Source organism: Nonomuraea sp. KM88 (assembly GCF_052245635.1).
Lineage (GTDB): Bacteria > Actinomycetota > Actinomycetes > Streptosporangiales > Streptosporangiaceae > Nonomuraea.
In genome coordinates, this window is sequence record NZ_JBQQCC010000015.1 from 140,310 (window position 1) to 153,233 (window position 12,924).

Annotated in this window: 11 protein-coding genes and 1 tRNA gene; 3 read left to right on the forward strand and 9 right to left on the reverse strand. The window is 71.8% G+C overall.

The window, feature by feature from the left end; translation table 11 throughout:
• The first annotated feature begins 36 nt into the window (after nt 1-36).
• The 3 genes from trhA (at nt 37) to lat (ending at nt 2,651) form a co-directional block, all read left to right on the forward strand.
• Nucleotides 37-684, forward strand: coding sequence for a PAQR family membrane homeostasis protein TrhA (trhA, locus tag ACTWPV_RS35975; protein ID WP_347647161.1), 648 nt, complete (start codon nt 37-39; stop codon nt 682-684).
• Between the two features lie 124 nt (nt 685-808).
• The gene (locus tag ACTWPV_RS35980) at nt 809-1,324 is read left to right on the forward strand and encodes an HdeD family acid-resistance protein (protein ID WP_443155193.1); all 516 of its coding nucleotides are present in this window, start codon (nt 809-811) and stop codon (nt 1,322-1,324) included.
• 58 nt (nt 1,325-1,382) lie between these two features.
• Nucleotides 1,383-2,651, forward strand: a complete 1,269-nt coding sequence (gene lat / locus ACTWPV_RS35985; RefSeq protein WP_443155194.1) for an L-lysine 6-transaminase — start codon at nt 1,383-1,385, stop codon at nt 2,649-2,651.
• 6 nt (nt 2,652-2,657) lie between these two features.
• Here the strand turns inward: lat and ACTWPV_RS35990 are convergent, their stop codons facing one another.
• The 9 genes from ACTWPV_RS35990 to ACTWPV_RS36030 form a co-directional block, all read right to left on the reverse strand.
• Nucleotides 2,658-3,878 (reverse strand): NAD(P)/FAD-dependent oxidoreductase, encoded by a 1,221-nt coding sequence (locus ACTWPV_RS35990; protein ID WP_443155195.1) that lies wholly within the window; start codon nt 3,876-3,878, stop codon nt 2,658-2,660.
• Nucleotides 3,879-4,145: 267 nt separating this feature from the next.
• Nucleotides 4,146-4,370 (reverse strand): helix-turn-helix domain-containing protein, encoded by a 225-nt coding sequence (locus ACTWPV_RS35995; protein WP_132601090.1) that lies wholly within the window; start codon nt 4,368-4,370, stop codon nt 4,146-4,148.
• Between the two features lie 157 nt (nt 4,371-4,527).
• Nucleotides 4,528-4,600, reverse strand: a tRNA-His gene (locus ACTWPV_RS36000).
• A gap of 67 nt (nt 4,601-4,667) precedes the next feature.
• The gene (gene orn, locus ACTWPV_RS36005; protein WP_347618763.1) at nt 4,668-5,261 is read right to left on the reverse strand and encodes an oligoribonuclease; all 594 of its coding nucleotides are present in this window, start codon (nt 5,259-5,261) and stop codon (nt 4,668-4,670) included.
• A gap of 69 nt (nt 5,262-5,330) precedes the next feature.
• On the reverse strand, nt 5,331-6,464 hold the full coding sequence (locus ACTWPV_RS36010; protein ID WP_443155196.1) for a DUF2510 domain-containing protein: 1,134 nt from the start codon (nt 6,462-6,464) through the stop codon (nt 5,331-5,333).
• A gap of 112 nt (nt 6,465-6,576) precedes the next feature.
• The gene (locus ACTWPV_RS36015) at nt 6,577-7,935 is read right to left on the reverse strand and encodes a hypothetical protein (protein ID WP_443155197.1); all 1,359 of its coding nucleotides are present in this window, start codon (nt 7,933-7,935) and stop codon (nt 6,577-6,579) included.
• Between the two features lie 26 nt (nt 7,936-7,961).
• On the reverse strand, nt 7,962-9,668 hold the full coding sequence (locus tag ACTWPV_RS36020) for a serine/threonine-protein kinase (protein ID WP_347647167.1): 1,707 nt from the start codon (nt 9,666-9,668) through the stop codon (nt 7,962-7,964).
• 106 nt (nt 9,669-9,774) lie between these two features.
• Entirely contained in the window at nt 9,775-12,186 is a 2,412-nt protein-coding gene (locus tag ACTWPV_RS36025) for a protein kinase domain-containing protein (RefSeq protein ID WP_443155198.1), read from the reverse strand.
• 83 nt (nt 12,187-12,269) lie between these two features.
• Complete coding sequence (locus tag ACTWPV_RS36030) at nt 12,270-12,908, reverse strand: pyridoxamine 5'-phosphate oxidase family protein (RefSeq protein WP_443155199.1); 639 nt, start codon at nt 12,906-12,908, stop codon at nt 12,270-12,272.
• Between the last annotated feature and the right edge of the window lie 16 nt (nt 12,909-12,924).

A 12,924-nucleotide genomic window follows, 5' to 3' on the forward strand; every position in this document is an offset into this window, starting at 1 on the left:
GCGTGAGGGAACAAACCTACGGTACCGTAGGTTCCCATGACGACCCTCACCGTCAAGCCACGGCTGCGGGGCTGGTTGCACACCGGAGCATTGCCCGTCACGCTGGTCGCGGGGTTCGTGCTCGTGGCGCTCGGCCCGACCCTGCAGGCCCGCCTGGCCTCCGCCGTCTACGCGATCACCTCGGCCCTGCTGTTCGGCATCTCGGCCACCTACCACCGCAGCACGCTGGGTCCCCGCCTGGCGGAGTTCCTGCGCAGGTTCGACCACGCCAACATCTATCTGATCATCGCCGGCACCTACACGCCCTTCGCCCTGCTGGCGCTCGACGGGGTGGCCAGGGTCGCGGTGCTCTCCGTCATCTGGGGCGGAGCGCTGGCCGGCGTGCTGTTCCGGGTGTTCTGGATGAGCGCCCCGCGCTGGCTCTACACGGTCCTCTACCTGGCGCTGGGCTGGACCGCGATCTTCGTGATGCCGCAGTTGCTGCAGGGCGCGGGCGTGGCCGCCGTCGTGCTGGTGGCCGTCGGCGGCGTGTTCTACTCGGCCGGAGCGATCGTGTACGGCCTGCGCCGTCCCGACCCGGCGCCCCGCTGGTTCGGCTTCCACGAGGTCTTCCACGCCTGCACCGTCGCCGCCTACCTGGTGCAGTACATCGCGGTCTCGATCGTGGTCTACTCGCACGGGTGAGCGCGGCGGTGACCCGTGGCCGGCGACGGCGGCCGGGTCACTGACATTTGACCCGGTGCTGGTCTGTTCTCAAGTGTTTCTCGGAAAACAGACCAGTATGGGTGATATCGCAAGTTCATGGTGGATGTTGCTGATCCGTGGCCTCGCGGCCATCGTCTTCGGTTTCCTGGCGCTCATCTGGCCGGGCATGACGTTGCTCGTGCTGGTGATCTTCTTCGCCGCGTACGTCCTGGTGAACGGGGTGTTCGCGCTGCTGTCCGCCTTCCGTCACGGCGCCGGGTCGCGGATCTGGCTGCTCATCTCCGGAATCGTCGGCATCGTGGCCGGCGTGGTGGCGTTCGCCTGGCCGGGGATCACCTCCATCGCCCTGCTCTACGTCGTGGCCTTCTGGGCCATCGTCGCCGGCGTCGCCGAGGCCATCGCCGGGATCCAGCTGCGCAAGGACATCGAGAACGAGTGGATGCTCATCGTCGGCGGCATCCTGTCGGTGATCTTCGGCGTCCTGCTGCTCATCTGGCCTGGGCCGGGCCTGCTCAGCCTCGTCTGGCTCCTCGGCATCTTCGCCATCCTGTATGGCATCGCCGAGGTCGCTCTGGCGCTTCGCGTGAAGAACTTCACTTCCAGTCCACGTGTGCCGTAAATTTTATGTGTGAGAAGGCGTTCCTCGAAAGGAACGTACGACCCTACGTGGAGGCGCCATGGACGTGCACACCCGCCTTGCCCACCACCTGCTCGTCGACGGCTACCGCCTGGTGCTCGACCTGGAGCTCAGCCGCGGCTCCTGGCTCGTCGACGCCCGCGACGGCCGCCGCTACCTCGACTTCTACACCTTCTTCGCCTCCGCCCCCCTCGGCGTGAACCCGCCCTTCGACGCCGACTTCACCCAGCTCCTCGGCCAGGTCGCCCGCAACAAGCCGGCCAACCCCGACATCTACACCGAGCACCTCGCCGACTTCGTCGACACCTTCGTCCGCGTGCTCGGCGACCCCGCGCTCCCGCACCTGTTCTTCGTCGAAGGCGGCGCCCTCGCCGTCGAGAACGCGCTCAAGACGGCCTTCGACTGGAAGAGCCGCCGCAACGAGGCCGAGGGCCGCTCACGCGACCTCGGCACCAAGGTTCTGCACCTGACCAAGGCCTTCCACGGCCGCAGCGGCTACACCCTCAGCCTGACCAACACCGAGCCGGGCAAGACCGACCGGTTCCCCATGTTCGACTGGCCGCGCATCGACGTGCCCGCCATCCACTTCGGCGACGTCGAGGCGGCCGAGCAGCGCGCCCTCGCCCAGGCCAGGGAGGCGTTCGAACGCCACCCCCACGACATCGCCTGCTTCATCGCCGAGCCGGTCCAGGGCGAAGGCGGCGACAACCACATGCGACCGGAGTTCCTCCAGGCCATGCAGCGCCTGTGCCACGAGTACGACGCCCTGCTCATCCTCGACGAGGTGCAGACCGGCGGCGGGACGACCGGGACGCCGTGGGCCTACCAGCAGCTCGGACTGGAGCCCGACGTGGTGGCGTTCGCCAAGAAGGTCCAGGTCGGCGGGATCATGGCCGGTCGCAGGGTGGACGCGGTGCCGGACAACGTGTTCCAGCTGAGCGGCCGCATCAACTCCACCTGGGGCGGCGGCCTGGTGGACATGGTGCGCAGCCGGGGCATCCTCGAGATCGTCGAGCGCGACGGCCTGATCCAGCGCGCCGCCACCCTGGGCACCGTGCTGCTCGAACGCCTCACCAAGCTGGAGGCCGAGCACCCCGAGACCATGGCGAACGTGCGCGGCCGGGGTCTCATGTGCGCGTTCGACCTGCCCGACAGGGCCGCCCGCGACGCGCTGGTGGCCAGGCTCAGGGAGGAGCAGGGGGTGGTGGTGCTGCCGTGCGGCCCCCGCTCCGTACGCCTCCGGCCGGCGCTGAACATCCTGGAGAGCGACATCGACCACGGCATGACGGCACTGGCCGCGGTGCTCTGAGCGCCGTCACTGCGTGACGCTGGTGGCGGTGCGGCGCGGCCCGAGGTAGCGCCAGAAGAAGTTGATCAGCACGTTGACCCGGTTGCGCCCGCCCAGCAGGTACGCCACGTGCACGAAGATCCACACCAGCCAGGCGGGCAGCCCGCGCATGGTCATCCCGTTGGACAGCTGGAGCACCGCCTCCGCCTTGCCGACGGTGGCCATGATGCCCGGGTCACGGTAGGAGAAGCGCCGCAGCGGCCTGCCGTGCGCGGCGGCCAGGATCTGCCTGCCCACGTGCTTGCCCATCTGGATCGCCGGCTGGGCGAGCTGGGGCAGCGGGTCCGGCTGCCCCGACAGATCGCCGGCCACGAAGATCTCGGGGTGGTCGCGCACGTTCAGCGCCTCCGTCAGCGTCACCCGGCCGCCCTTGCCCTGCGGCAGGCCCCAGTCGGACACCTGCTTGGGCGCGGCGACGCCGAGCGCCCACACGGTCACGTCGCTCGGCAGCCGCGTGCCGTCCTCCAGCACCACGGCGTCCGGTTCCACGGACGCCACCGTCGCCCCCAGGCGCAGCTGCACCCCTCTCCTGCGCAGCGCCTCGGCCGCCGCGTCGCGTAGCCGCGGCTTGTACGGCGACAACACGAAGTCGAACCGTTCGACGAGCGTCACGCTGGTCTGGTCGGGGCGGAGCTCGGGATGCGTCAGCGGCGTCGTGTGCCGGCGCAGCTCGGCCAGCGTGCCCGCCATCTCGACGCCGGTCGCGCCCGCACCCACCACCACGACGTGCGTGCTCTCGCGCCGGCCCGCCGCGGTGTCCTCCAGGTAGTGCTGGAGCCGCCGGCGCAGCGCCGCCGCGTCACCGAGGGAGTAGATCGGCAACGCGTTCTCCGGCGCGCCCGGCACGTTCAGCCAGTTGGTGGTGACGCCCGTGGCCAGCACGAGGTAGTCGTAGTCGAGCCCGCTGCCGTCCTCGAACTCCACCCGCCGCTCCGCGGGCAGCACCTTGCTCACCGCCGCCCGGCGGGCCCGCACGTTCGGCCACCTGGCCGCGAACGTCCTGATCGGATAGGACACGTCGGCCGTTCCCATCCCCGCCGTGGCCACCTGGTAGAGCAGCGGCTGGAAGGTCGAGTAGGGGTTGCGGTCGACGAGCGTTACCAGCGCGCCGCCCTTGGCCAGTTCCCGGGTCGCGTTCAGACCGGCGAAGCCGGCTCCTACGACGATGACTCGTGGTCTCCTCGTCATGACAGTCCTCTCCCCGCGAAACGGCGTCATGCATCCCTATGGCACCGACAGCGGCTTTTAAACCACCACGGGGAGAAGAGCGCTCCTCCTGCGCGGCCGCCGGGACGTGGCCTCAAGGGGCGGATCGGCCAAGGGCGGGTGCGACGAACCCGGCCGGGGAGCATGGGCGCGCCGCAGCCGTGCGGCGCGGCCGGTCAGGAGGTCAGGGGCGCAGGGGCACGGCCCACCGGCGAAGCCGTTCCGGTGGGCGTTCCCGGGCGCGGACGGCTACTTCTGGCGTGACTGCCACAACCCGATGGCGGTGACGCGTGAGCTGACGCCGAGCTTCGCGTAGATACGGTTGACGTGGTTTTTCACCGTCTTCTCGCTGAGGAACAGGCGCTGCGCGATCTGACCGTTGGACTGGCCAGTGGCGATCAGGTCCATGACCTCGGCTTCGCGTTTGCTCAAGGACGTGAACACGCTATCGAACGCTGCGTCGTCGACTCTCATCCGGCCTCCGGGGGCGCGCAGACGGTCAGATCGCCGATGGCCCCCGTGCTCCGGCGTTAGCGGTAGACAGCGAGCATAACTCGCATTGTCAGGATTTGGGGGCGTTGTTGGAAGAAAACGACGACGGCCGGTCCCGAAGGACCGGCCGTTCGTTCAGGGTGAGTGAAGGGACTTGAACCCTCGACATCCAGGACCACAACCTGGCGCTCTACCAGCTGAGCTACACCCACCATGGCCGCCGCTGCGCGGTGGCACAAGAAAAGTGTAGCGGTGTTCGGGAGTCTTTACGCCACTGGTTTAGTCTCCGACACGCTCGGCAAGCGATCTCGCGGTGGCAGAATCGGGCCCCGGCTGGGCCACGAAGATCGCCGCGCGGTAGTAGCGAAGCTCCCTGATGCTCTCCTTGATATCCGCCAGAGCACGGTGTCCGCCCTGCTTTTCCGGGGCGGCGAAGTAGACCCGGGGATACCACCGGCGGACCAGTTCCTTGATCGACGAAACGTCCACCATCCGGTAGTGCAAATAGGCATCGACCCCGGGCATGTCGCGGGCGATGAACGTGCGGTCCGTGCCGATGGAGTTGCCGCACAGCGGCGCCTTCTTCGGCTCGGGCACGTGGCGGCGGATGTAGTCGAGCACGAGGGACTCGGCCTCCGCCAGCGTCACGCCGCCCGGCAGCTCGGGAAGCAGCCCGGAGGCGGTGTGCATCTCGCGCACGACCTCCGACATCTGCTCCAGCGATTCGGGCGGCGGCTTGATGACCACGTCGACGCCTTCGTCCAGCTGCCGGAGCTCGCTGTCGGTGATGACGCACGCCACCTCGACGAGCGCGTCGCGCCCGAGGTCGAGCCCGGTCATCTCGCAGTCGATCCAGACCAGCAAGTCACTCATTCGCTCTCCTCGCACAGCGGCTCGGAGCAATCCGCCCGCTTGTTACCCCCACCAGCCTAGTGCCACCGGTCATGCGGGCTTGAGCGAGTCGATGACGTCACCCACCACATCGGTGCCCAGATTGTCGGGGACGGAGACGTAGACGATGGCCGGCCGCCGGCCGTCGCCGCGGTCCATGAGCACGATAGCGCCGTTCTCCTTCTTCCACTTGTAGTCGTTCTCCTCCGACACCTTGCTGAAGTCGAGCTCGAACTGCAGGATCCAGGCGTCACTGTCGCCGATCTTCATCGCCTTGTCCTCGACGATCTTGCTCTCGTGCGCGAGCCGGTAGTACCTGCCGAAGTTCATGAAGACGGCCTTGGCCGTGTCACCCAGACGGGAGGCGCCGGTGTAGGGGTAGATCGGGTTGAGCACGCCCGCGTAGACGTTGCCGATCCAGTCGCCGTCGCCTTCGTAGTTCTCGTGCGAGACCTTCTGCACCCCGCTCGACCACTTCTGCTGGGCGGGGTCGGGGCCGTTGATGGCGCTGGACTCGGGCACCGTCCAGTCGTCGGGCGCCTCGAAGGAGACCCCGGCCTGCGGGTCGGTGACGCGGCCGCTCACCGGTTGCGGGAGCTCGACGGCGCCCTGGCTGGGCGGCGGCTGGTTCGACGGGGGATCGTTGGTGGGCGGGTCCGGCTGGAACGTGTCGGTGGGCGACGGGCCGGCCATGGGTTCGGTGCCGCCGCGGTTGACGAGGACGACGCCTCCGACCACGATCAGCGCGACCACCACGAGTGCCGCCAGCCCGCCGAACACCCACGGCATCGGATTGCCCTGCCTGGGCGGCGGGCCGTGGCCGGGCCCCGGCAGCGGAACGCCGCCCCACTGCTGCGCGGGCGGCGCGGGCTGGCCGTAGGCTGACTGCCCGTACGTCGGCCCGCCGTACTGCAGCGTGGGGTTGGCCGGCGTCGCCGACCAGCCAGGGTCCGGCTGCGGTCCGGAACCGGGTGACCTGAGCCCCGGACCCTGCGACGGGGGCTCGAAACCGGGCGGCTGGAGATCGGGGCCGTGCGCCTGGGGCCCGGTGACCGGCTGCTGGGGGGCGCCGGCGGCCGGCTCCTGCGCGTGGGTGGCGTCGGTCCACTGGCTGCCGTCCCACCAGCGCAGCCGGGGCTCTCCATAGGGGTCCGGGTACCACCCCGCGGGGGTCTGCGTGGTCATGTTCGCCAGATTAGTCCTCTCTCACGCGAAACTCGGACTTCCCGGTACGGCGATCGGCCCGTGACCCCTTCGAGCCGGGAGTGAGAGCTCTCCTGGCAGCCGGCCCCGGCGCTCAGCACTTGTAGGTGAAGGTCGCCTCGCCCGATCGCACGGGGCCCGGCGTGAGGACACGCAGCGTCGCCGTGGCCTTGACGGTGCTCTTCCCCCGCAGCTTCCAGCGCAGCGGCAGCGCGTACGACGTCTCGCCGGCCCTGGTGCGCAGCGTCCCCTTGACGACCTCCTCGTCCAGGCTCTTGCGCCATTCGAAGGCGATCTCGCCGGGCGCTCCGTTGGTGACCACCGTGCCGGTGACCAGGACGGAGCTGTCGCAACCCTGGGTCTTCTCCGGCGCCGTCACCTCGACCGACGTGATCGCCAGGCCGGGCGTTCCGCCCAGCCTGTACCAGGCCAGGATCGCCCCCGCCATGACTGCGGCGAACACCGCGGTGGACAGGATCGTACGCCGGCGCCGGGCTCGCGAGGCCCTGCCCGCCTGCTTCGGGCGCGCGGCGGGTTCGCCGCGCCCGTCCCGCCAGATCCGCTCGGCCGTGGTCTGCGGGCGCTGCGGCTCCGTGCCCACCCCCGGCCCGAACCGCACGGGCCCAGGGGAACGGCCGGGCACGTGCAGCAGCGTGACGACGTCGCCCTCGTCCCGCGGCACGACCGGCGCCCGCGCGTGCGCGGGCGGCTGCGCGAACGCCGACCTGCCGCGGGCCGCCCGGGCCAGCGCGTCCCTGCTGACCGTGCCGCCGGGCAGCGCCGAACGTCCGGTGACCAGCGTGTCCCTGGCGGCGGCCAGGCCGAGGGTGGTGGCCGAGGTGGCGGCGCGGGTGAACAGCCCGGCGGCCTCCGGCGTGCTCTGCTCGCAGGAGGCGGCCAGCCCGCGCGCCAGGGACGCCCAGCCGGTCGCGTCCCGCGCGGGTGGGGAGGCCTGGCCGCGGACGGCGTCGGACAGGCCGCGTTCCGACAGCAGCGCGGCGCCCTCCGCCGTGATCACCACCGTGCGCGGATGCACGGAGCCGTGCGTGACCCCGGACACGTGCAGCGCGAGCAGGGTCTGGGCGGTCTCCACCAGTACGGCCGCCGCGCCGTCGGCGGGGATCGGCCCCGAGGCGAGCAGGTCGGCCACGGTGGGGCCGGCCGCCTGCGCGGTGAGCAGCCACACCTGCTCGCCGGTGGCCACGACGTCGGCCACCGGGATCAGCCCGGTCAGGCCGGCGAGCACGAGCCGCTGGTCGGTCATCACCGACTGGACGACCCGGTCGCGGACACCGGGCAGTACGATGATCTTGGGATCGAACAGCAGCGCCCCGGCCCTGCGGCCGTCGGGGGAGATGGCGTCGATCCAGTTGCCGAGCTCGGTCACCCAGGTGTGCTGGGTGAGCCGGAAGCCGGCGATTCCGTTACCGGGGCCGTTCGCAGGGTCGTCCATCGCCGTTACCCCCCGCCTGTGAGTGTCTAGCGCCTGCCTCCGTGGCGTCGCGGGGTGCGGCGCCGCACCGCAAGTGTGACCGGAAGCGTGCCCGTCGTCACGAGTCCGGTCGCGAACAGCAGGGCCTGCGCCTGGCCCGAGGCGTCCTGCCGGGGCTGCTCCCCGGCGGTCGGCAGGTCACCGGCGGGCCGGTCGTCTCCCGGCTCGCTGCGCGGCGGTGTCCCGGGCCCCGGCGGCTGCTCGCCTTCCGGCCCGTCGGAGGCGGGCGGTTGCGTGGGCTCGGTCGGCCGGTTCGTCGGGATGGTGAAGGTGGGCGCGGACGTCGGGGTGGGGTCGGGCGACGTCGACGGCGGCCGGTCACCGTCGGGCACGTGGACGTCGCCGCTGAGCCGCGGCCGCTCGGGGGTCGGCGTCGGGGTCGGGGTCGCGGTCGGCTTCCTGTTCTGGCGGGGAGTCCTGACCCGGGTCGGCGTGGGCCGGGGCTTCGGGGTGCGCGTCCGCGTGGCCGGGCGGTTGCTGGGCGGGGCGGTTGGCGCCGTGCCGCTCACGGTGGGAGCCGGCGTGGACGGCGTGGCGTCCGGCGTACGGCTGGTCCCCTCCGGTGAGGGCGGCTCCTCATCCGTCATCGGGGGCTCCGGTGCCCCCGGCTCGGTCGTGGCCGGCGTGACCAGGGTGAGCTGCGCCTGCAACACGGGTTTGTCCTCGGCCGCGTTGACGAGGAGCACGATCGCGGCGACCAGCACGACGGCGGCGGTGGCGCCGATGGCGAGCTTGGCGGGAAGCGTGCGAAGGAGGCGCGACGGGTCGCGGAAGCGGGTCTCGACCACCGTCGTGCCCGTCTCGGCCGGCTCGTCGAGCCCGGTCGGGAAGAACAGCACCAGCATGCCGGCCAGGGCGGCCAGGCGGCGGCGTCCGCGCTCTTCCCAGTCGGGGCCGTACGCCCCGGCCGCGACGGTCTCCAGCTCGGCCAGGAACGCCTCGGCCGACGACGGGCGCGCGGCCGGATCCTTGGCGAGGCCGCGTTCGACCAGGCCGCGCAGGTGCTCGGGCACGTCGCCGACCGGCGGGGTGGCGCGCTGGTGCTGGTGGGCCAGCGCGGCCACGTTGGCCGCGCGGAAGGGGCGGGAGCCGGTCAGGCACTCGAAGAAGACGACGGTGGCGGCGTAGACGTCGGTGGCGGGCCCCGCCGGCGCGCCCGACCACTGCTCAGGAGCCATGTACGGGGGCGTGCCCGCGGGGCTCGCCCCCTGGCCCGTCCTGACCGCGATGCCGAAGTCCACCAGCTTGCTGGTGCCGTCGCTCTGGACCATGACGTTCTCGGGCTTGAAGTCGCGGTGCACGACGCCGATCGCGTGGGCCGAGGCCAGGCCCCTGAGCGAGCCCTTGAGCACGGTCAGCGCCGCCTCGGGGCCCGTGGGGCCCTCGGACCGGATGAGCTCGCGCAAGGAGACCCCGTTGACGAGCTCCATGATGATCGCCGCGCCCTGGCCGCTCTCGACGTAGTCGATGAGGCGGGCGTGATAGGCGCTCTGCAGCGTGGAGAGCAGCCGGGCCTCGTGCCGGAAGCGGGCGACGAAGCCGACGTCGGAGCGGAGCTCGTCGCTGAGATATTTGATGGCCACCTCGGCGCCGTCGTAGTCGCGCCGGGCCAGGACCACGCGACCGGCGGCGCCCGCCCCGAGCTCACGAACCGCGGCATAGCCAGGGACCCCCCACTGACCATCACCATGCATAGCGGTCTCCTCCGGAGTCGTACGGGCCCCCACCTCATCAAACGGTCCGTAGCTTAACCAGAGGGAACCACAATCCCGCTACTGATATCGCTAGATGTCAGCTTTGTCACCTGATGGTGCCGGGTGACTCCGCGTTCGGGCTCTGGCTCGGCTCGTCCTCCGGCTCCTCCTTGGGACATTCCGGCGTGCTACCGGAGGCGCCGGCGTCGCCGTTGCCCGCCGCGGGCACGGTGGCGGCCGTCACCGTCCACGTCGAGCCGCAGCGGAGCTTGGCGGGGAAGCGCAGCGTTCTCGTGTACGAGGTGCCGCCGGACAGGGTGACCGTCCGGGTGCCCAGGCGTTCGCCGCCGGCCGCGAACGAGACGGCCAGGCGTACCCGCTGGGTGTCCGACGTGACCACCGCGACCGTCGCGGCCAGCCCGTCGCCGGACGCCGCGGCCCGCTGGACCGACACCCGCCGCACGGCCGGAGGGCACGGGACCCGGGCCCGCGCGCCTGCCGTCCTGCCGCCCGCGCGCACGGTCACCGACAACGTCGCGCCGCACGGGCGTGACCGGAAGGTGTGGGCGAGCGAGCGGGCGTACGAGGTCCGGCCGGACAGGTTCGCGGAACGGGTGGCGACCTGGTCCCCGTTGACCGCGAACTCAGCCCGTACGGGGATCTCCGCCGTGCCGCTCGCGCTCACCCGCAGCCGGGCGGTCGCGGTGCGGCCCGGCGCGGCGGGCAGGCCGAGCGAGACGCGCAGGCCCGTCACCTCGGTCGGGCAGGGCGGCAGGAAGAACGTGCCCGACCCGGCGCCACCGGCCGCCGCGGGTGACGTGGTGACGGCCAGCCGGAGCGCGCCGCCGCACGGGCGCTCTCCCATGGCCCAGGTGAGCGTGCGGGTGTACGACGTGTCGCCGCTCAGGCGTACGTGCTGGACATGACCGTCCGTGCCGGGGGCCCGCCAGGTCGCGACGGCGACGACGGGGGCGGTGCCGCTGGTGCGCAGGGTGACCGTGGCGCGGGCGACCCCTTTCTCATCCACCGCGAGAACGCCCACGCCGACCCGCAGCACCGAGGTGGCCGGTGCGGACGTCGGCGTGGAGGTGCCGGTGGGCCCGCCCGGCGCGGACCCGGACGCGTCCGGGGTCCGTACCGGAGTGGTGGTCGCGCCGGGACTGCGCGCCGGCGTCACGGGCGTCGCGGTCGCGCCGGGGGTTCGTGCCGGTGTGGTGGCGCGGGGTGTCCGCGCGGGGCCGGTGGTCGCGCGCGGCGGGGCGCCGCTCTCCTCGGGCGTGCTCGCGTCCCTCGTCGGCGTGCCCTCCGGCGGCGTGCCGGCCGTGCTCTCCGAGGGTGTCCCCGGGGTCGTCGCGGGCGTCGTCTCCGGCCCGCCGGAGACCGGTGCCGTCGAGAGCTCCGTCGGCGGCACCGCCGCAGCCGCGCCGATCTGCGCCGGTGGCGGCTGCCGGTTGACCAGCACGACCGCCACCGTCACGGCCGTCGCCGCCGCCACGCCGGCGGTCACCACCACGCGGGCCGCCTTCGAGCGCATCCCGCGGAGCACCCTTGCACGGGCCGCTCCCGGCTGCATCCTCACGCGGCTCGCTTTCGAGCCCGTTCCGCGGAACACCGTCCTGGCCAGCGACGTGCCGACCTCGGGGGCGGGCGTTTCCGGCCGGGGCAGCAGCAGGGCGAGCAGCGCGACGAGCGCCGCCAGCCGCCGCCTGCCGCGCTCCTCCCAGTCGTCCCCGTACGCCGCCCTCGCGGTGGCCTCCACCTCGGCCACGAACGCCGACGCGCTCGCCGGCCGCAGCGCCGGGTCCTTGGCCAGGCCACGGCTGATCAGCCCGCGCACCGGCTCGGTGACGTCGTGGGCGGGCACCGGGGCGTACAGGTGCTGGTAGCCCAGGACGCTCGGCTCGGTGGACCGGTACGGACGGTGCCCGGTCAGGCACTCGAAGAAGACGGCCGTGGCCGCGTACACGTCGGTGGCGGGGGAGGCGGGCCGCTCCTCCCACAACTCGGGCGCCATGTAGGGAGGAGTGCCCTCGGTGCGCGCGACCGTGCCCTGGCGTACCGCGATGCCGAAGTCGACGAGCTTGCTCACCCCGTCGTCGCGGACGATCACGTTCTCCGGCTTGTAGTCCCGGTGCACCAGGCCGAGGGCGTGCGCCTTGGCCAGGCCGAGCAGCGAGCCCTTCAGCACGACCAGCGCCGCCTCCGGCCCGGTCGTGCCGTTCTCGCGCAACAGCGCCCGCAGCGAGACGCCGTTGACCAGCTCCATGACGATGGCCGCGCCGTGAAGGTCCTGGATGTACTCCCACAGCGTGGCGATGTGCGGGTCGCGCAACGTGATCAGCAGCCGCGCCTCCGACTGGAACCTGGCCAGGGCGGCGGGATCGTGCAGCAGCCGCGTCGACAGGTATTTGACGGCGACCTCGACGCCCGTCTCGTCATGGACGGCCAGCGTCACCCGCCCGCCGGCACCCTGCCCGAGCTGCTTGATCTCCGTGTAACCGGGGGCGCTCCACTGCATATGCCTCTCCCATCAGGGCCGGCCCACCTGATGAGACGCGTGATCAAGCAGTCAGGTTTTCCAGGTGCGCCTGCTTTATGGAACTACTCACGCGAGAGGACGTGAACAGGTGTGGCGATACCTTCTGGGAGCACCGGATCGGGCTCCGGCTCGCCCCGGGACGTGACCAGGGGCACCACCCCGGCCCACACGGGCAGCTCGTAGTCCTCGGGTTCGTCCTTGGGCGCGCCGCGCCGGATCTTGACCGACGCCTCCTCCAGCGACAGCGCGAGCACGGCCGTGGCGGCGAGCTCCTTGCGCGAGGGCAGGCGGGCGTAGTCCCACTGGCCGGGCGCGAGCTGTTCGGACAGCGCCCGCAGCGCATCCATGCGCTCGTCGGGGTCGGTCACCAGCCGGGGGCGGCCGTAGATGATCGCCGAGCGGTAGTTGAAGGAGTGGTTGAAGATCGAGCGGGCGAGCACGATGCCGTCCAGGTGGGTCACCGTGACGCACACCTCGCTCCCGTCACCGGCCCGTAGGGACCGCGCGCCGGTGGAGCCGTGCAGGTAGAGGGTCTCACCGATGCGCCCGTAGCCGGTCGGCACGACCATGGGGTGGTCGTCGACGACCACCCCCAGGTGGCAGACCAGCCCGGTGTCCAGCACCTCGTAGAGATCGTTCCTGTCGGTGCTGCCGCGCTCTTTGGCACGGCCGAGCGTGGTGCGCGAAGTGGTGGAGAGCATGGTTCGACCGTACGGG

Coding starts and splice junctions, on each gene's coding strand:
- trhA (WP_347647161.1), top strand. CDS start 37: ATGACGACCCTCACCGTCAAGCCACGGCTGCGGGGCTGGTTGCACACC.
- ACTWPV_RS35980 (WP_443155193.1), top strand. CDS start 809: ATGTTGCTGATCCGTGGCCTCGCGGCCATCGTCTTCGGTTTCCTGGCG.
- lat (WP_443155194.1), top strand. CDS start 1,383: ATGGACGTGCACACCCGCCTTGCCCACCACCTGCTCGTCGACGGCTAC.
- ACTWPV_RS35990 (WP_443155195.1), bottom strand. CDS start 3,878: ATGACGAGGAGACCACGAGTCATCGTCGTAGGAGCCGGCTTCGCCGGT.
- ACTWPV_RS35995 (WP_132601090.1), bottom strand. CDS start 4,370: ATGAGAGTCGACGACGCAGCGTTCGATAGCGTGTTCACGTCCTTGAGC.
- orn (WP_347618763.1), bottom strand. CDS start 5,261: ATGAGTGACTTGCTGGTCTGGATCGACTGCGAGATGACCGGGCTCGAC.
- ACTWPV_RS36010 (WP_443155196.1), bottom strand. CDS start 6,464: ATGACCACGCAGACCCCCGCGGGGTGGTACCCGGACCCCTATGGAGAG.
- ACTWPV_RS36015 (WP_443155197.1), bottom strand. CDS start 7,935: ATGGACGACCCTGCGAACGGCCCCGGTAACGGAATCGCCGGCTTCCGG.
- ACTWPV_RS36020 (WP_347647167.1), bottom strand. CDS start 9,668: ATGCATGGTGATGGTCAGTGGGGGGTCCCTGGCTATGCCGCGGTTCGT.
- ACTWPV_RS36025 (WP_443155198.1), bottom strand. CDS start 12,186: ATGCAGTGGAGCGCCCCCGGTTACACGGAGATCAAGCAGCTCGGGCAG.
- ACTWPV_RS36030 (WP_443155199.1), bottom strand. CDS start 12,908: ATGCTCTCCACCACTTCGCGCACCACGCTCGGCCGTGCCAAAGAGCGC.